16 protein-coding genes and 1 pseudogene are annotated in these 17523 nt (G+C 65.7%); 8 read left to right on the top strand and 9 right to left on the bottom strand.

Annotated features, from left to right (window positions below; all coding sequences use genetic code 11):
* Positions 1-5 precede the first annotated feature (5 nt).
* The 5 genes from AC5JDC_RS14250 to AC5JDC_RS14230 all read right to left on the bottom strand — a co-directional run bounded on the left by AC5JDC_RS14250 (position 6) and on the right by AC5JDC_RS14230 (position 4704).
* Positions 6-245, bottom strand: coding sequence for a DUF2160 family membrane protein (locus tag AC5JDC_RS14250; RefSeq protein ID WP_106773986.1), 240 nt, complete (start codon positions 243-245; stop codon positions 6-8).
* Positions 246-249: 4 nt separating this feature from the next.
* Positions 250-1086, bottom strand: a complete 837-nt coding sequence (locus AC5JDC_RS14245) for a carbohydrate ABC transporter permease (RefSeq protein WP_106773985.1) — start codon at positions 1084-1086, stop codon at positions 250-252.
* A complete protein-coding gene (locus tag AC5JDC_RS14240) occupies positions 1086-1967 on the bottom strand; it encodes a carbohydrate ABC transporter permease (RefSeq protein ID WP_495842037.1) in 882 nt (293 codons plus the stop codon). Before AC5JDC_RS14240 ends, AC5JDC_RS14245 begins: the two co-directional genes overlap by 1 nt.
* A gap of 114 nt (positions 1968-2081) precedes the next feature.
* Entirely contained in the window at positions 2082-3515 is a 1434-nt protein-coding gene (locus AC5JDC_RS14235; RefSeq protein ID WP_495842035.1) for an extracellular solute-binding protein, read from the bottom strand.
* Between the two features lie 211 nt (positions 3516-3726).
* Positions 3727-4704, bottom strand: a complete 978-nt coding sequence (locus AC5JDC_RS14230; RefSeq protein WP_495842033.1) for a helix-turn-helix domain-containing protein — start codon at positions 4702-4704, stop codon at positions 3727-3729.
* Positions 4705-5088: 384 nt separating this feature from the next.
* Here AC5JDC_RS14230 and AC5JDC_RS14225 point away from each other — a divergent pair, with 384 nt between their 5' ends.
* The 8 genes and pseudogenes from AC5JDC_RS14225 (at position 5089) to AC5JDC_RS14190 (ending at position 13327) form a co-directional block, all read left to right on the top strand.
* Positions 5089-5973, top strand: coding sequence for a sugar phosphate isomerase/epimerase family protein (locus AC5JDC_RS14225; protein WP_495842031.1), 885 nt, complete (start codon positions 5089-5091; stop codon positions 5971-5973).
* Between the two features lie 149 nt (positions 5974-6122).
* The gene (locus AC5JDC_RS14220; protein WP_495842029.1) at positions 6123-7337 is read left to right on the top strand and encodes an ROK family transcriptional regulator; all 1215 of its coding nucleotides are present in this window, start codon (positions 6123-6125) and stop codon (positions 7335-7337) included.
* Positions 7338-7524: 187 nt separating this feature from the next.
* The gene (locus tag AC5JDC_RS14215; protein WP_495842027.1) at positions 7525-8523 is read left to right on the top strand and encodes a tagatose kinase; all 999 of its coding nucleotides are present in this window, start codon (positions 7525-7527) and stop codon (positions 8521-8523) included.
* Positions 8520-9800 carry a D-tagatose-bisphosphate aldolase, class II, non-catalytic subunit gene (locus AC5JDC_RS14210; protein ID WP_495842025.1) on the top strand — a complete coding sequence of 427 codons (1281 nt, stop codon included), beginning with the start codon at positions 8520-8522 and terminating at the stop codon, positions 9798-9800. Before AC5JDC_RS14215 ends, AC5JDC_RS14210 begins: the two co-directional genes overlap by 4 nt.
* Before the next feature lie 36 nt (positions 9801-9836).
* Positions 9837-10601 carry an SDR family NAD(P)-dependent oxidoreductase gene (locus AC5JDC_RS14205; protein ID WP_495842023.1) on the top strand — a complete coding sequence of 255 codons (765 nt, stop codon included), beginning with the start codon at positions 9837-9839 and terminating at the stop codon, positions 10599-10601.
* A 65-nt stretch (positions 10602-10666) separates the two neighbouring features.
* Positions 10667-11395, top strand: coding sequence for an SDR family oxidoreductase (locus tag AC5JDC_RS14200; protein WP_495842021.1), 729 nt, complete (start codon positions 10667-10669; stop codon positions 11393-11395).
* Positions 11396-11421: 26 nt separating this feature from the next.
* Positions 11422-12193: pseudogene (locus AC5JDC_RS14195) on the top strand (SDR family NAD(P)-dependent oxidoreductase).
* Between the two features lie 135 nt (positions 12194-12328).
* Positions 12329-13327 carry a LacI family DNA-binding transcriptional regulator gene (locus AC5JDC_RS14190; RefSeq protein ID WP_495842019.1) on the top strand — a complete coding sequence of 333 codons (999 nt, stop codon included), beginning with the start codon at positions 12329-12331 and terminating at the stop codon, positions 13325-13327.
* 5 nt (positions 13328-13332) lie between these two features.
* Here AC5JDC_RS14190 and AC5JDC_RS14185 read toward each other — a convergent pair whose 3' ends face one another.
* The 4 genes from AC5JDC_RS14185 to AC5JDC_RS14170 all read right to left on the bottom strand — a co-directional run bounded on the left by AC5JDC_RS14185 (position 13333) and on the right by AC5JDC_RS14170 (position 17360).
* Positions 13333-14073, bottom strand: a complete 741-nt coding sequence (locus AC5JDC_RS14185) for an ATP-binding cassette domain-containing protein (protein ID WP_106773973.1) — start codon at positions 14071-14073, stop codon at positions 13333-13335.
* Complete coding sequence (locus tag AC5JDC_RS14180) at positions 14066-15118, bottom strand: ABC transporter permease subunit (protein WP_207771044.1); 1053 nt, start codon at positions 15116-15118, stop codon at positions 14066-14068. The genes AC5JDC_RS14185 and AC5JDC_RS14180 overlap by 8 nt, the downstream gene beginning before the upstream one ends.
* Before the next feature lie 70 nt (positions 15119-15188).
* The gene (locus AC5JDC_RS14175) at positions 15189-16178 is read right to left on the bottom strand and encodes an ABC transporter substrate-binding protein (RefSeq protein WP_495842016.1); all 990 of its coding nucleotides are present in this window, start codon (positions 16176-16178) and stop codon (positions 15189-15191) included.
* A gap of 198 nt (positions 16179-16376) precedes the next feature.
* Complete coding sequence (locus AC5JDC_RS14170) at positions 16377-17360, bottom strand: cupin domain-containing protein (protein WP_495842014.1); 984 nt, start codon at positions 17358-17360, stop codon at positions 16377-16379.
* Positions 17361-17523: the final 163 nt, after the last annotated feature.

The raw sequence follows: 17523 nt of genomic DNA, 5'->3' as shown, positions 1-17523 counted from the left end.
GTTTGCTATCCACGCCAGACGATCAGCGCTCCGAGCGCCAGCGCCAGAACATGGCAGACCGTGAGCGGTATCGCCTGTTCCAGAAAACGCATCCACAACAATTCGAGCGCGACGAACAGGTAGATGCCGATGAACACGCGGTCGAACCAGTTGGTGACGATCGGCAGGAAGCCGGTGCGCTCCGGCGTGGCGGCGAGCGTACCGGCCTCTTCGTCGGCCTGGTCGAGGTCGGCGGCGTGCTTCATGATCCTACTCCTTGACCGCGCCGAAAGTCAGGCCGGCGACGATCTGGCGCTGCACCACCGAAAAGACGATCAGGGCCGGCACCAGGGTAATGATGGCGATCGACGCCATGGTGCCCCATTCGGTTCCGGTGGTGGTGACGTATTCCGACAGGCCGGTGGTGATGGTGCGGGCGTTGAAACTCGTCAGCGTCGCCGCCAACAGGAACTCGTTCCAGGCGAACACCCAGGTGAGGATGAGGGTGACGGCCAGGCCCGGCCGCGCCAGCGGGAAGATGACCTCGCGGATAACCTGCCAGGTCGAGGCGCCGTCGACCGTCGCCGCTTCGTCCAGTTCCTTCGGAATGGCGTCGATGGTCGGCCTCAGCGTCCAGATGGCGAAGGGCAGGTTGAAGGTGCAGTAGAGCAGGATCATGCCGATCTTGGTATCGTAGAGCTTCCAGTCGCCGATCACGAAGACCTGCGTGAACAACAGGAAGAACGGCAGCAGGAACACGGCGGCCGGCGCCATGCGGTTGGTGATCGTCCAGAAGAAGATGTTCTCCTTGCCGGCGAGATCGAAGCGCGACAGCGCGTAGCACGCCATGAAGGCGAGCGTGGTCACAAGCAGCGCGTTGCCGGACGAGATGACGATCGAGTTGTACATGTAGCGGCGCAGCGTGCTGTCGTTGAGCACCTTGACGTAGTTGTTCCAGTAGACCGTATCGAGCAGCACGCTCGGGGTGGTAAACAGCTCGACCGCCGGCTTCACCGAGATGACGAACAGCCAGTAGATCGGGAACAGCGTCAACAGGCTGAGCAGGGTCCAGAGGAGGACGGTGAGATAAGGGCGGTCGGCGCGCATCAGCTTGGCCTCTTCCGGTCGCGGCGGGCGACAAGCCCGACATAGAGCAGCCAGCACATCACCAGGGTGAGATAGAGCACGATCACCGAGATGGCCGAGCCGTAGCCGTAGTCGGTCTTGGGGAAGACGAGCTTCCAGATGTGCAACCCGACATAGCGGGTTGCCGCGCCGGGGCCGCCGCCGGTCAGCATCCACACTTCGTCGACGGTGCGCAGCGCGTCCATGAGACGGATGAACACGGTCGCCAGGATCGCCGGGCGGATCATCGGCAGGGTGACGTGCCAGAAGATCTGCCAGCGGTTGGCGCCGTCGATCTGCGCCTGCTCGAAAGGCTCCTTGGGCAGCGACACCAGCGCGGCCAGCAGCGTCAGCGTCACCAGCGGAGTCCAGTGCCAGATATCCATGATGACGGTGATGACGAAGGCCGAGGTGGCGTCGCGGCCGATGTTGAGGTCGTAGCCGAACCAGTCGTTCAGCAGGTAGGGGATGATGCCGATGCTGGGCGTCGTCATCAGCCGCCACACCGATCCCACCACGATCGGCGCCACGATCAGCGGCAGCGTGTGGATGGTGCGGAAGAAACCCTTGCCGGGGAAATCCTTCATGAAGAGCTGCGCGAGCAGATAGCCGAGCGCGACCTCGCTGGCCACGGCGAAGAAGGCGAACTTCAGCGTGAACCAGACGGAGGTGAGAAATTCCGTGTCGAAGACCAGGCGGCGGAAATTGTCGGCGCCGTTATAGATCATGTTCGGATTGGCACCGAACGGGTTCCACTGGTGGAACGCGACGTAGAGGACGTAGAGAAAGGGCACGATGCCGAACACGGCCAGGATGAGAATCGTCGGGGCGAGGAGCAGCCAGCCCACCCTGTTTGATCGCATGAAACCACTCTCCTGGCGCCGGTCTGCCCGGCAGTTCCGCACGCCGCGTGGCGTCGGATGCGCATTCGGGCCGCCGCGCCCGGCGGCGGCCCGTGGAGTCCTTGGGAGGTTGGACTACTTGCGGTAACCGAGATTCTTCAGTTCGGCCTCGGCGGCCGCGGCCATCTGGTCGAGACCTTCGTCAGGCCCGACCTCGCCGGTCAGGATCCTGTAGAAGATCGGTGCGGTGGCCTCGCGCACCTGGGCGTGGAACGGATAGGGCGGAGCGCCGGCGAACAACTTTCCCTGGTCCTTGAGCATGGTGTAGTAGCCGCCGAGCGTCTTATCCATTTCGACGACCTTTGGATCGTCGTAGGTCGCCGTGTTGGTGATGCGTGGTGCCGCGACCGCCCAGTCGCCCTGGACGGAGTCCTGGCCGATATATTGCAGGAAGAGCAGGGCTGCTTCCTTGTTCTTGGAGGTGACCGGCAGGCCGAAGGCGCCGCCGTCATAGTAGCCGATATAACCCTTGCCGGCCTCGGCCTCCTCCATCACGCCTGGTTCCACCGGCGGCAGGGCCACGCCGACATTGCCGACCACCTTCGACTTCTCGGCGTCGGACGCGATCCAGGCGGCGTTCTCGCCGTAGACGAAACCTTGGGCGGCGCGCCCGGCGGCGAAGGTCGTGCCGACTTCGGTCCAGGTGCTGGCGGCCGATTCCGGCGGCGCGATGTCGCGCAGGTGCAGCCACCATTTCAGCGCGGTCTTGGCCTTGTCGCTGTTCATGGAGCCGCCCTCGGCGACGGAGGCGGCGTAGTTCTTCGATGCGTCGATGCCCCAATTGTAGACGCCGAAGGTCGGCGCGACGGATTCGAAGAACTCGTACCAGGACGCGGGGTGGCCGGTATGCGCCTGGGCCGTGGATCCCCAGAGATCCTTGCCGTTGTCCTTGCCCCACTTGGTGAAGAACTCGGCGATCTGCGTGTAGTCCTCATGGGTCTTGGCGGGGGCCAGGTCCTTGCCGGTCTCCTTCTTGAAGGCCTCCTTGATCGCCGGATCGTTGAACAGGTCCGTGCGGTAGAGGTAGAGCTTGATGAAGGCTTCCATCGGAATGCCGAACAGGTCGCCGTCGGCATTCTTGAAGTAGTTGGCGAAGGTGGTGAAGCGGCTTTCGTCGAAGTCCGGCGCCTTGAGCGACGGGTCGTCCTTCAGCGACTTCGTGATGTCGACGAGGAAGTCGCGGGCAAGATAGGCGTAGATGATGTCCTGCTCGATATAGACCATGTCATAGATGCCGGTCTTGGCCTCCATGTCCTTGATGGCCTTGTCGTACATCTGGTCCCAGGACGTCGTTTCGATCTCGACCTTGATGCCGGTCGCCTTCTCGAAGGCGGGGGCAAGCACGTCCTTGATGTAGTTGGACGGCGGCGTGCTCTCGGTCACGCCGTGCAGCGTCACGCCCTGATATTTCGCGCCCGCGTCCGACCAGAAGTCGGCCATGGCCGGTGCCGCGGTCGCGAGCAGGCCCGCCGCCAGTGCGGCGACAATCGTTCCACTTCGTCTGAACATACACTCCTCCTGTGTTTTCCAGCGCTCGCGGCGGGTCGCCGCCAAGCTCATTCCCCACGCCGGATTGTTCTTCAGCGTCTTGGAAAGCCCGGCCGCACGGCTCCTCCCGGCGTTCGAGCATTCGTTCCGCATTTACCGGATCGTTGCGGCGGTCTTCCGTCGCGCCGATCCGGTAGCGTCCATCGAGCTTATGGACCGGCGGCCGGCGCCGCTACGCGCGGTTTGAAGCCGATCTATACTTTTCCGCCGGCTGTACTTGCTCCAGGCGATAGGCGCCGATGTCTCGGAAGGGGTCGGCGCGGGCCAGCGTTCCGATCATATGGGCGTTGCGGCGGTAGTCGGACGGCGTGCGGCCGCAGATCTTGAAGAACTGCCTGTTGAAATTGGCGACGTTGTTGAAGCCGACTGCAAAGCAGATGTCGGTAATCGGCTGGTAGGTCTGGATCAGCAGCGAGCAGGCGGCGTAGATGCGCGCAAGGATCACGTAGCGCGCGAAGGTGTGCCCGGTGTGTCGCTTGAAGAAGCGGGAGAAGGCCTGCGGTTCCAGCCCGCACAGCCTGGCCACGGAGGCGAGGTCGACCGCCTCGCTGTAGTGCTCCAGCACATGCCGCATGGCGACATCGAGTTCCGGAGGAAGCTCGAGCCGCGCCGCCGCCGGCGCGAGCCGCGAAAGCCGCCGCCGTTCGGCGGGATTGCGGGAAAGCGCGATCATGAGCTGGAGGAACAGGACCACGCGGTCCGCACCGCGCGCCGAGCCGATCTGGGCCAGGAGCCGCTGCCCTGCCACCGCCGTCGCGCCGGTGAACTCCACGCCGTGGACGGCGTCGTCATACAGCTCCCGGATGGAGCCGAGCTCCGGGCAGAAGCCGGTGACGCGATTTGCCCATTCGGCGCTGAACTGGATGAGCATGTCGCGGTTGCGGATAAGCGTGCCCGGCTCGATGTCGCTCACCCAGTTGTGCGGGACGTTGGGCCCGGTCAGGACCAGGCAGCCAGGCTCGAACTCGCCGATGTGATCGCCGACCATCATGACGCCGGACGTGGCGCGGGTCAGATGCAGTTCGTATTCCGGGTGATAGTGCCATTTCGCCTTGTGGAACGGGTAGTCGTGCATGTTCCACCGGAAGGATTCGGCGGGTGGGCATATGATCATCTCGAAATCCGGAACGATCCTCGGATCGGCCTTCATGAAACGGCTCCTCTCCCCGTAACACAGCCATCGGGCTCACTCTGCTCCGTATTCTCTGCTGCAGGCACTGGCGAAGGCTCCTCTTCCTTTCGCGAGGCCTAGTGCAATCCCGGGCGCGTCCTTCCTATTATGTTGTTTAACAGGACAAATTAGAGCTTCTCTCGGGCATGTCAATTGAAAACATGGCTCGCCAGCACGAGGCGTCGGAGCCCTCTGTCGGAAGTAGGCAGCCCGCAATTGCGCTCCTGGCGTCATCGGGACGTCATGCTCCCACGAGGACCGAGTTCGTGCCGATGCGGTTCCGCGAGGCCTTGACATCGGGCTGCTTCGGCTATTTTGTCGCGTAACCCAACATATATAGGCAGACTTGCCCGGGAGGGGATCATGCGCAGACTGGGGATTCATTCGTTCGTCTGGACGGGCGGCGGCACGCAGGCGATGCTCGAGGAGGCCATGGAGAACTCGGCGGCCTGCGGCTACCGCCTTATCGAGTTCGCCTATCTGCGGCCCGAGAAATTCGACCTGGACAGGCTGGCGAAACGCGCCCAAGCCCTCGATCTGGAGATCGCGGTGACCATGGGACTCCCCGCGAGCGCCGACGTCTCCAGCGAGGACAAGGCGGTGGTCCAGGCGGGCGAGCGGCTTCTGGCCGATGCCGTCGCCGCGGTCAGGGATGTGGGCGGCACAAAACTCGGCGGTATTCTCTATTCGGCGCATACGAAATATTCGACCATGCCGACCGACCGCGGGCGCAAGAACAGCGTCGCGGCTATCGCCGGGACGTCCGATGTGGCCAAGGCCGCCGGCGTCGACCTGGTGCTCGAGGTGGTCAACCGGTTCGAGACCAATCTGCTCAACACCACCGCGCAGGGCCTCGACTTCATCGCCGCGACAGGGTCCGATCATGTCAGGCTGCACCTCGACACCTTCCACATGAACATCGAGGAGGCCAATCCTGCGGCGGCGATCCGCCTGGCCGGCGACAAGATCGGTTATTTCCACATCGGCGAGAGCAACCGCGGCTATCTCGGCGACGGCACCATCGATTTCGAGCGCATCTTCGACGCGCTGCTGGACATCGGCTACGCCCGCGACATCACCTTCGAATCCTTCTCCAGCAAGGTGGTGGACGAGGCCCTGTCGCTCGCCTGCGCGATCTGGCGCGATACCTGGACCGACAACATGCCGCTCGCCCGGCACGCCAAATCCTTCATCGACTTGAAGATGGACGAGGCGGTGCGGCGGCGGGCAACCAATGCCCGCCCGTAGATGGCAGTCATGCCGGCCCCGGCGAGATCGCGCATAGCCGACGAAGTCGGCTGGTCGGGCGCCGGTTGCTGGCGTCGGATACGGCGTGTATCCCGAGCCGGCCCGCCATGGCCTCGCCGGAGCGGCGCGGGCAGCCTGGGGAGCCTTCCGTGAACGATCCGGCGCTGACCGCCAACTCGCCGCGCAGAATCCGGCAGAGCAACGAAGTCGCCGTGCTTCGGGCGCTTCACCAGTCGGGGCGCCTCAGCCGCGCCGATCTGGCGCGTCGGCTTCGCCTCAACCGCTCCTCGTCGGGCCACATCATCGCCGGTCTGACCGCCGACGGCCTCGTCCGCGAGGCGGACGAGGCCGCGCCGGGCGAGGCAGGCCGCGCCAGGGCAGGCCGGCCCGGCATCATGCTCGAGCTGGTGCCCGAGGCAATCTGTTTCCTCGGCGTCGAGATCGGCGTCGAGCATATCAGCACCGTGGAGATCGATCTCGGCGCGAGGATCGTTTCGACCGGCTTCGAGCCGTTCGACGGGCCGAACACCAGCGTCGAGGCGGCGGTGGAGCGCGCCGTGGCGCTCGCGCTCAACTCCATACCGTCCGAGAGACTGGCACGCTGCGAAGGTTTCGGCGTGTCCATTCCCGCGCATATGGACAAGAGCGGCTTCGTTCGTCTCGCGCCGCTGCTTGGCTGGCGTGATGTCAATGTCGCGGCGATGGTGCGCGAGATGCTGCCTATCCGCGTCCCGGTCATGGCCGAGAACGATGCCAACGCCTTTGCCCTCGGGGCCACTCACGGCCGCAACGAGGCGCATGCCGGCGTCACCCTCTTCCTTGTCATGGAAAGCGGTGTCGGCGGCGGCATCGTCATCGACGGCAGCGTCTTCCGGGGCGGCGGCGGATTGGCCGGCGAGATCGGGCATCTGCCGATGAACGGTCCTCAGGAACCACGGCGCACCCTCGAACAGATGATCGGCCTGAAGCAGATCATGACCGAGTACCGCAAGGCGAGCGGCCGGGCCGATCCGAGCTTCGCGACCTTCCTCGACGACGTCCGCGACCGGCTGCCGAGCGCCGTGGCGATCGCCGAGGATTGGGCGCGCGCCCTTGCGGTCGGTGTCGTCCATGCATGCCGCATCATCGACCCCAGCCATATCGTGCTCGGCGGCTCGGTGGCGGCGCTCTACCCGCTGATGGCGGCGCGGGTGGCGGCGCACATCCAGGCGATCCAGGAGCCCAGCTTCCCGATGCCGGCGATCGTCGTGAACGACGAGGGCACCGTCGGCTCGGCTTTCGGCGCCGCCTGCATGCTGCACCAGCGCTATCTGTCGATGGAAAGCCGCCGCTTCAGCGAAGGCGGCGCGGAGGGGAGCGACTGAGCGTGTTCGCAGCGCCAGGCAATATGTTGTGCAATGCTGCAATCTCAACTATCGTGACTTCCGGAGGAGTGTCAGAGGCATCGCTGATGTGACCGCGCCGGCCCGTGCATGCCGATCGCAGCGATCGGGCGCCGAGGCCGGGTCGCGCATGGCATGCGCCCCCGAAGTCCAACCAGAGTACCGTGCAATGCCCGTAGCTTCGATCGAAACCCGGACCAGACTGGCGCCTGATGCGCTTGGGCCCACCATCGTGGTAGGCGAGATCCTGGTCGAGATCATGGCGCGCACGCGTGGCGTCGGCTTTCTCGAGCCGATCGACCTGATCGGCCCCTTTCCCAGCGGGGCGCCGGCGATCTTCATCGACCAGTGCGCCAAAATCGGTGGCGCTGCCGGCATCATCGCCTCGGTCGGCGACGATGATTTCGGCCGCCTCAACGTCGAGCGGCTGCGCCGCGACGGCGCCGACGTGTCGGCCATCTCGGTCAGCACAGATTATCCGACCGGCAGCGCCTTCGTCCGTTACCGTACCGACGGCTCGCGCGACTTCGTCTACAACATAGCCAAGTCCGCGGCGGGGCTGCTGGCGCTGACGGCGGACGCCAAAGCCATGATCGCGCGCGCCGGCCATCTGCATGTGATGGGCACGGCGCTCGCCATTCCCGAGGTCTGGGCGATCCTCGATCATGCGATAGGCATCATCAAGGGGCGCGGCGGCAGCATCTCGCTCGATCCGAACCTGCGCAAGGAACTGCTCGGCGGTCAGACCGAGGAGCGTTTCGCAAGGCTGATCGACGTGGCCGATCTGCTGCTGCCCTCCGGCGACGAGTTGTTCGTCGCGGGCAAGGCCGACGGCGAGGCTGCGGCGACGGCGGCGCTGTTCGGCCGCGCCGTCACCGAGATCGCGCTGAAGCGCGGCGAGGGTGGATCCACCTTCTTCGGCGCCGACGGCTCGCGCATCGATTGCCCGGCTTTCGCGGTTGACGAGGTCGATCCGACCGGGGCCGGCGACTGTTTCGGCGGTGCCTATATCGCCTGCCGGCGGCTCGGCATGCCGGCTGCCATGGCGCTGGAATACGCCAACGCCGCCGGCGCCCGCAACGTCGCGGTGCTGGGCCCCATGGAGGGGGCCGGTTCGCGCGCGGAACTCGAGGCCTTCATCGCCGCCACCCCGAGGCGTGGCGTATGACGCTGCTCATGGACCTGGCTGCGGCGCGCCGCGGCAACTCACCGCGGGGCATCACCTCGGTCTGCTCGGCGCATCCGCTGGTGATCCGCGCCGCGGCGCGCAATGCGGCAAATCACGGCGACACGCTGCTGATCGAGGCGACCTGCAATCAGGTCAACCAGTTCGGCGGCTATACCGGCATGCAGCCGGCGGACTTCGTCGCGCTGGTCGACCGCATCGCCAGGGAAGAGCGGCTTCCCGCCGAGCGCATCATCTTCGGCGGCGACCATCTCGGCCCCAATCCCTGGCGCAAGGAAAGCGCCGATGTCGCCATGCACAAGGCCGAGGCCATGGTCGCCGCCTATGTAGCGGCGGGGTTCCGCAAACTCCATCTCGACGCCTCCATGGGCTGTGCCGGCGAGCCGGCGGCGCTGGACGACGCGACGACGGCGGCGCGCGCCGCGCGTCTGGCCCAGGCGGCCGAGGCGGCGGCCGCTTCCGGCGGCGGGCCGGCGCCGGTCTACATCATCGGCACAGAAGTGCCACCGCCCGGCGGCGCCGACCATGCGATCGCCGAGCTCGAGCCGACCGATCCGGCCGCGGCGCGCCAGACGATCGAAATCCATCACAAGGTGTTCGTCGAGAACGGTCTGGAGCAGGCGTTTTCCCGCGTCATCGCGCTAGTGGTGCAGCCCGGCGTCGAGTTCGGCAACGAGAACGTCGTGCTCTACGACCGCGCGAAGGCCGCGGGCCTGACACGCCTGCTCGACGAGGTTCCGCAATTCGTCTACGAGGCGCATTCCACCGACTACCAGGGGCGCACCGCCCTGCGGCAACTGGTCGAAGACGGCTTTCCCATTCTCAAGGTCGGTCCGGAATTGACGTTCGTGCTGCGCGAGGCGCTGTACGGGCTCGACCTCGTCGCCACCGATCTGCTGCCGGACTATGGCGACCGGCCGCTCTGCCAAGCCATGGAGCGGCTGATGCTTGCCCAGCCGGGCTATTGGCAGGGGCACTATCACGGCTCGCCGGCCGAGCAGCGGCTGCAGCGCCACTACTCATTCTCGGATCGTATCCGCTACTACTGGAACCAGCCCGAGGCGGAAGCCGCGGTCGCGCGCCTGCTGGAGGCCTTGCGTGGAAAGAGCGTGCCGGCGACGCTGATGCGGCAGCATCTTGCCTCGTTCGAAGTTTTTGCCGGTGTGGCGCTCGATCCGGAAAAGCTGCTGGTCGCCGCCGTTCAGCGCTCGCTCGATGACTACCGCTTCGCCGCGACCGGCGAGGCGGAGGCGGCCTGACGCGCCGCCGGGATGCACGAACAAGAGGAGGAAAAAATGTCGCTCAACCAATTTCGGCTGGATGGAAAAGTCGCCCTGATCACCGGCGGCAACAGAGGCATCGGCCTGGCGGTCGCGGAGATATTCGGGGAGGCTGGTGCGAAATCGGTCCTCACGGCGCGTCGCGACAATCCCGATGCGGACGAGATCCTGACGAAGAAGGGTTACGACTACGATTTCGTGTCCGCCGACGCGACTGACCCGGAAACGCCGGAAAAACTCGTCCGGCACACGATTGCGAAATACGGACGCATCGACATCCTGGTCAACAATGCGGGCGTCGCCGTCCATGGCGATACGCCCGAATTCAGCGACGAGAAGCTGGAAAAGATCATCTCGACCAATGTCGTCCAGGTGTTCCGGTTCTCGCGCGCGGCGCTGCCGGCTATGCGCGAGCAGGGTGGCGGGGTCATCCTCAACGTCGGGTCGATGTCAGGGCTGGCGTCCAATGTTCCGCAGAACCAGGTCGCGTATAACAGCTCGAAGGCGGCCGTGCACATGATGACCAAGAGCCTTGCCAGCGAATTCGCCGCCGAGGGCATCCGCGTCAATGCCGTGGCGCCCGGCTACATTGACACCGACATGTCACGCGGTGGCTTCAGCAATCCCGATTGGGATCCGGTCTGGCGGCGCATGACGCCGATGGGACGCTATGGCCAGCCCGAGGAAGTGGCCAACTGCGTGCTGTTTCTGTGTTCGCCCGCGTCGAGCTACGTCACCGGCGCGGTGCTGCTCATCGATGGCGGTTATCTCACCCGCTAGGGCAGCCCGCTCGCCAAGTGCAGCAAGGCAGATCCGGCAGGGTCGATCATGAGTGGAGGACGAAGATGAGCGGACAACTTTCGGGAAAGGTCGTGGCAATCACCGGCGCGGCTTCGGGCATCGGCTTGGCCTGCGTGCGTGGCTGTCTCGATGCCGGCGCCAAAGTGGTGTTGGTCGACTATGCCGAGGACAAGCTGCGCGACCTGACTGCCGAACTCGGTCCCGATGCGATCCCGCTCAGGATCGATCTCACCGATCCGGCGAGCGTGGCCACTATGCTGCCGGGCATCCTGCAGAAGGCCGGGCGCCTTGACGCGTTTCACGCCAATGCAGGCGCCTATATCGGCGGCGACGTCGTCGACGGTGATCCCGATGCCTGGGACCGCATGCTGACACTCAACGTCAATGCGGTGTTCCGCACCATCCACGCCGTGCTTCCGCACATGATTGAAAGAGGAGAGGGCGACATCGTGGTGACCAGCTCGGTCGCCGGCCATACGGCGGTCCCCTGGGAGCCGATCTACACCGCCTCCAAGCACGCGGTCCAGGCCTTCGTCCATGCGCTGCGGCGGCAGGTCGCCAAGCACAACATCCGTGTCGGCGCCATCGCGCCAGGGCCGGTGCTGACGCCGCTGGTCGCCAACTGGCCGAAGGAAAACCTCGACCGGGCGATCGCGGCCGGCAACCTGTTCGACCCGAAGGAGATCGCGGAGGTGCTGGTGTTCATGCTGACGCGCTCGCGCGCGGTGACGATCCGCGACATCGTTATCCTGCCGCGCAACTTCGACATCTGAACGGCATCGGAATCAGGGAGGACGACATGTATCAGAAGCGTTTCTGGACGGAGGACGACGTTGCGGTGGTCACGGGCGGCGGGCGCGGCATTGGCTTGTGCAGCGCCGAGGCGCTGGCCGAATCCGGGGCGCGGGTGGTCATCGTCGAGCGCGACGAAACGGTCGGCCGGGCGGGCCTCGAGGCTGCTCGCCGCCGGCCATGAGGCCGAGCTGATCGTCGGCGACGTCACCTCCTCGGCGCGGATGACCGAGATCGCCGACGAACTGGCGGCGCGCGGCAAGACCGCCTCGATCCTCATCAACAACGCCGGCATCGACCGCGGCGGCGTGCCCTCGCAGGATGTCGGCGATGCCGAATGGCTCGAGACGATGGACGTCAACGTCAACGGCGTGTTCTGGTGCTCGCGCGCCTTCGGCCGCCACATGATCGCGGCCGGCCGCGGCTCGATCGTCAATCTCGGCTCGATGTCAGGCACCATCGCCAACCGGCCGCAGCCGCAGACCCCCTACAACGTGTCGAAGGCGGCCGTGCACCACATGACGCGGTCGATGGCGGCGGAATGGGCGCCGCACGGCGTGCGCGTCAACGCGGTCGCGCCCACCTATATCGAGACGCTGATGGTCACGGCCAATCCGGAAAACGCCAAGCGCATGGAAGAATGGCTGCACGACACGCCGATGGGACGCATGGGCCAAGCCTTCGAAGTCGCCAGCGCCGTGCTTTTCCTGGCGTCCGAGGCGTCGAGCCTGATGACTGGCGCCATCGTTCCCGTCGACGCGGGCTATACCTGCTGGTGACAGGGGAAACTTCAACCGGCGAGCATCAAAGTTTACACCCGTAAACTAATTCCGACCGTTGTAAACTTACGACCCGGCTGTTAGTCAAGTGAGACAGCCGGAATCGCAGCATTGCAGTCGAAGAAGATCGGTACGATGGAAGAATTCGCGCGGGCGGTCGGCCTGTCGCGGCCGACCGTTTCGAAATTCTTCCACGACCCGATGTCCGTCCGCCCCAAGACACGGGCGAGGATCGAGGCAGTCCTGCAGAAGTCGGGCTTCCGACCCAACCTGTTTGCCGTGAACCTCAACCGGCGCAGGTCCAAGATCATCGGACTGATCATCCCCGATCCGACCGACCCGTTCTACATGACGCTGGCGCAGCGCGTGGAGACCGAGGCGACCGACGCAGGCTATCTGGCGCTGGTGCTGAGTTCCAACGGACGCCCGGAGATCGAGGCGCGCGCCATCGAGACGATCACCGCGCTCAACGTCGCCGGCGCGCTGATCGCGCCGCTGGGCGAGACGTCGCACCATGCCCGGTTGAAGAGCCTGGCGCGGGAGACGCCGCTGATCTTCGTCGACGCTCCGCTCGATGAGGATGGTCCGTTCGTCGGCACCGACAACCACCAGACCATTCCGCTCATCACCGAATATCTGTGCCGGTCGGGCGAGCCGCCGACCTATCTCGAAATGCCGCGCACCAACAGGAACTCCTCGGACCGGCGGGCCGCCTATACGGCGACGATGGAGCGGCTCGGGCTGCAGCCGCGCTATGCCGGCCTGTCGCCGTCGGACTGGGACTTCGAGAAGGTGGCCTTCGAGGAGACGGCGCGCATCCTGCGCGAGGGCGGTTTCGCGACCCGCACCGTGCTCTGCCCTAACGACCGGATGGCGCTCGGGGTGATGGCCGCCATGTACGAGGCGGGGCTGAAGGTCGGCTACGGTCCGGACTGCGACTACCGTGTCGCCGGCCACGACAACCAGCGTTTCAGCGCCTACACCTCGCCGCCGCTGACGACCGTCGCGCAGGATTGCGACGAGATGGGGCGAGTGGCCGTGCGCATGCTGCTCGACCATATCGCCGGCGACGGTGCGGCCGCCGGCGACAGGATCCTGCTGACCGGCGCCCTGGTGCTGCGCAAGTCGGCCTGACGGAACTATTTGCCCACCATCAGCCTGACGATCTCGTCGCCCGTGGTCTCGCCCGGGATGCGCTCGCCGGCGTTCTCGCCGCGCCGGAACACGACGATCCGGTCGGCAACCTCGAAGATGTCGCGCAGATTGTGCGAGATGAAGATGATGCCCTTGCCCTGCGCCTTAAGCGACTGGATCAGCGAGATCACCTTGCGCTGCTCCGGGACACCCAACGCCGCCGTCGGCTCGTCCATGATCACCAGCCGCGCGTTCCAGTACATGGCCCGGCCGATCGCCACCGCCTGCCGCTGGCCGCCGGAAAAAGCCGAAACCGGCGCATCGAGGCGGCTGACGTGGAAATCCAGCTTTTCCATCGTCACCCTCGCTGCCTCGGCCATCATCTTGCGGTCGATGACGGGAAGGAAGCCGAACAGCCTGGTCATCGGCTCGCGACCCAGGAAGATGTTGGCGCCGATCGACAGATTGTCGGCGAGCGCGAGGTCCTGGTAGATCGTCTCGATGCCGTTCTCGCGCGCCTCCTGCGGGCTGGAGAAGGCGATGCGCCGGCCGTCCAGCTCTATGTCGCCCTCGTCGTAGCGGAACACGCCCGAAATCGCTTTGATCACCGTCGACTTGCCGGCGCCGTTGTCGCCGGCGAGCGCCACCACCTCGCCCGGATGGATGTCGAACGAGACCTTGTTGAGGGCCTGCACGCCGCCGAAATGTTTCGAGACGTTACGGACGGAAAGGATGGTTTCACTCAACCTGGCGTCCTCCGGTGAAGCGGCGCTGCGTCTGGTCGACCAGCACGGAGATGATGATGACGGTGCCGACGGCGATGAACTGCCAGAACGGCTCGACGTTGATGAAGACCAGGCCGTACTGGATGACGGCGATGACCAGCGCACCGGCGACGGTGCCCAGGATGGTGCCGGAGCCGCCGAACAGGCTTGCGCCGCCGATCACCACGGCGGCGATCGAATCGAGCAGCAGCGGCTCGCCGGCCTGCGCCGCACCTGCCGAGAAGCGCCCGGTGTAGAGCACGCCCGCCACCCCTGCCATGATGCCGGACAGCAGGTAGATCTTCATCGTCAGCTTCTTGACGTTGATGCCGGCCCGCCGCGCCGCAGCCTGGCTGGCGCCCATGGCGTAGGTGTGCTGGCCGAAGCGCGTCTGCGACAGCAGGTAGTGCATGATCAGGCAGGCGATCGCCACCAGGATCACCAGAACGGGTATGCCCAGCACCCGGCCGTTGCCGATGGTGCTGTACCACGAGTTGCTGACCGAGATGGTCATGCCGCCCGCGAAGAGGTAGGCCGCGCCGCGCGCCACGCCGTACATGCCGAGCGTGCCGATGAAGGGCGGCACCTTGAGATGCGCGATCAGCCAGCCGTTGACGAGGCCGGGGATGATCGTCATGGCGATGCCTGTGAGCATGCCGACGAGCATGGCCGCCAGCGGCGGCAGGCCGAGCTGCAGGGCGGCATAGTTGGCGACATGCGCGGCGATCACCGACGCCAGGCCCATGACGAAGCCGAGCGACAGGTCGATGCCGGCCGAGATGATGACGAAGGTCTGGCCGAGCGCCAGCAGCAGCGGCGCGGTCGCGAACACCGAGATCGACTGCAGATTGTAGGTGTTGAGGATGAAGCTCACGCCGTAGGCGGAGCGTGACCAGACTTCGAAGAAGGCGATGAGGACGACGAGGAACAGCCATGCCCGCATATCGGCGATGCGCATGAGCAGCGAGCGTCTGGGCATGTAGATGCCGGACTTGCCGGTGGGGACGACGGTTTCGGGAGCGGTCATTTCACTTTCCCTGGAGCGCGGATGGAACGACCGCCGCGCACCGGCGGCGGTCGTTCGGCGAAGGGGAAGGTTATGAGCTCTTGTAGAGGTATCTGCTGACGTTCGGATCATCGATATTGGCGGCCGTCATCACGGTGAAGCCGGTTCCGATATGGGTCGGGACGGGATTCCCGGTGGCGTGGGCATAGGCGGCCATGAAGCCGAAATAACCGATTTCCGCCGGATGCTGGGCAATCGTCAGTTCGAAGGTTCCGTCCTTGAGCTGAGCGACGATCGATTCCGGCGCGTCGAAGCCGGCCATCTTCACCTTGCCGGCGACGCCGGCCTGCTTGGCGCCGTTGGCGGTGCCGCCCGCCGAGAACAGGTTGGCGCCGAAGACGCCGGCGAGATCCGGCACGCGGCCGAGCACCGCCTGGAACTGTGCCGCCGCCTTGTTGGCGTCGTCGTCGTTGAACTGCGTCTCCAACACCTCGATGTCCTTGTGCTGGGCGATCTCGAGCTTGAAGCCTTCCTCGCGCTGGTCGGTGGTCGAGATGCCCGGCTTCACGTTGGAGACGTAGACCTTGCCCTTCTCGCCGATCGCCGCGGCCAGCGCGCGCGCCGCCATGCGGCCGCCGAGCACGTTGTCGGAGGCGACGTAGGAGATCGGGAAATCCGCATCGCCGGCGCCGGTCTGGAACACGCCGGTACCAATAAAGGTGTCGACGCAGACCACAGCGATGCCGGCGTCATGCGCCTTGCGCAGCGGCTCGATCATCTGGGTCTTGTCGTTGGGCGCGATCAGGATGGCGGCCGGCTTCTTGGCGATGACGGCGTCCAGGATCGGCACCTGCAGCGACACGTTCCATTCCGCCGCGCCCTGGTAGATCAGTTGCGCGCCGACCGCCTCGGCCGCCGCCTGCGCCCCCTTGTGCATGGTCACGTAGAAGCCGTCGGCGGTGAGGCCGGGGATCAGCGCGATGGTCGGCTTGTCCTGGGCTGAGGCGCGGCCGGTGGTCAGGATCGCCGGCGCGGCAAGGCCGGCGGCTCCCATGAATTTGACGAATGAACGACGTTCCATTTGCAGGTTCTCCTCCCTTATGCAAACGATCGGGACAAGGCCAAGGCAGGCCGTCCCGTGAACGAGGATTGCAATATTCTTGATCCTCGTCAACTCTGTTTTTTACATGCGTAAACTATCGGTCGCCGGGCCTGATGCCCGTCGCGACGGTCCCGGCGTGCCTTCCTCGTCTGCCGCTCCCCGCGTTCCGCGGGACCGCTACTTTTTCCGCCGCAGCGTCTCGACAGGCGTCTCCCCATAGCGCCGCCGATAGGCGATCGCCGCCCGGCCGAGATGCCCGAGACCCGCTGCGTAGGCGGCCTCGGTCACCGTCTGCCGGCCCGACGGATCGGTGAGCGCCGCACGGAACCGGTCGAGGCGGATTGTCTCGACCATACGCATCAGCGTCGTGGCCTTCTGCCTGCGCAGCCCCTCCTGCAGCGAACGCAGGCTGGTGCCGGCCGCCTCGGCCACGTCGGCGGCGGTGAAAGGCCGGTCGACATTGTCCCGGATCCACTCCTCGGCGCGCGCCACGGCATTACGCCCGAGCGCGGCGGGGGGCGGCCCGTCGAGTGCTGCTCGCTGCGAATGAGGCAGGGATGACAGCAGCAGGTAGCCCAGGCTTTCACCCAGCCGCGCCAGATAGTTCGCCGCCATCGGCCCGCCCGCCGCGACGCTTTCGGCCATCAGCCCGACATGGTCCACGATCAGCCGTCCCGGCGCGGCTGCGATGTCGATCGCGGTGGCGAACTCGATGTCGCCGATGCCGCGCTCCGCCAGTGCCGCCCCTTGCAGTTGCAGTGCCTCGCGCTCGATGAGCACGATCAGCTTGTCGCATCCGTCCGACCATCGCATCACCGTCGGCAGGGTCGGCGACAGCAGCGAGGCGACGCGCCCCGGACTGGCCAATGCCGTCTCCTTGCCGCAGCGCACGCTGGCCGTCCCCGACAACGGCATCTGCAGCAGGAAGAAGCGCGACAGCTCGCCCGGATCGATGTCGACGGCGCAGCCGTAGCTGACGAAGTTGAGTGAGAAGCCTCGCTGCCGCGACGATCGATGGACGGCGTGAAAACCTTCGCGGCCCACTGGCGACAGGAAGTGCGGGCAGAAGATGCGGCCGATCTCCTGGCGCGCTTCCTCGGGCGAGCGCGTGTCGACCAGCGTGTGCGCCGCGAGCATGCCGCTGTGACTGACCGCCTCCACTCCGGCAACCCTCCAACGATACCCCGTCGATCGTTCGGACTGCGCAATCGGGATAGTCGCCGCGCAATCCGGATTGCGGGCCGGCCCATCCGATTGTCAGACTAGTTGAAGTCTAAAAGAAATGCGAGCCCGGACTTCGGCCCTGCGCCGCGGCCATCGCATC

The organism is Kumtagia sp. (assembly GCF_059502445.1).
The sequence above is the reverse complement of the archived record's forward strand: the minus strand, read 5'-3'. Positions and strand labels throughout refer to the sequence as shown.

Excerpts from the sequence above, each read along its gene's own strand:
- AC5JDC_RS14250 (WP_106773986.1), bottom strand. The coding sequence starts at position 245 with ATGAAGCACGCCGCCGACCTCGACCAGGCCGACGAAGAGGCCGGTACG.
- AC5JDC_RS14245 (WP_106773985.1), bottom strand. The coding sequence starts at position 1,086 with ATGCGCGCCGACCGCCCTTATCTCACCGTCCTCCTCTGGACCCTGCTC.
- AC5JDC_RS14240 (WP_495842037.1), bottom strand. The coding sequence starts at position 1,967 with ATGCGATCAAACAGGGTGGGCTGGCTGCTCCTCGCCCCGACGATTCTC.
- AC5JDC_RS14235 (WP_495842035.1), bottom strand. The coding sequence starts at position 3,515 with ATGTTCAGACGAAGTGGAACGATTGTCGCCGCACTGGCGGCGGGCCTG.
- AC5JDC_RS14230 (WP_495842033.1), bottom strand. The coding sequence starts at position 4,704 with ATGAAGGCCGATCCGAGGATCGTTCCGGATTTCGAGATGATCATATGC.
- AC5JDC_RS14225 (WP_495842031.1), top strand. The coding sequence starts at position 5,089 with ATGCGCAGACTGGGGATTCATTCGTTCGTCTGGACGGGCGGCGGCACG.
- AC5JDC_RS14215 (WP_495842027.1), top strand. The coding sequence starts at position 7,525 with ATGCCCGTAGCTTCGATCGAAACCCGGACCAGACTGGCGCCTGATGCG.
- AC5JDC_RS14210 (WP_495842025.1), top strand. The coding sequence starts at position 8,520 with ATGACGCTGCTCATGGACCTGGCTGCGGCGCGCCGCGGCAACTCACCG.
- AC5JDC_RS14205 (WP_495842023.1), top strand. The coding sequence starts at position 9,837 with ATGTCGCTCAACCAATTTCGGCTGGATGGAAAAGTCGCCCTGATCACC.
- AC5JDC_RS14200 (WP_495842021.1), top strand. The coding sequence starts at position 10,667 with ATGAGCGGACAACTTTCGGGAAAGGTCGTGGCAATCACCGGCGCGGCT.
- AC5JDC_RS14190 (WP_495842019.1), top strand. The coding sequence starts at position 12,329 with ATGGAAGAATTCGCGCGGGCGGTCGGCCTGTCGCGGCCGACCGTTTCG.
- AC5JDC_RS14180 (WP_207771044.1), bottom strand. The coding sequence starts at position 15,118 with ATGACCGCTCCCGAAACCGTCGTCCCCACCGGCAAGTCCGGCATCTAC.
- AC5JDC_RS14175 (WP_495842016.1), bottom strand. The coding sequence starts at position 16,178 with ATGGAACGTCGTTCATTCGTCAAATTCATGGGAGCCGCCGGCCTTGCC.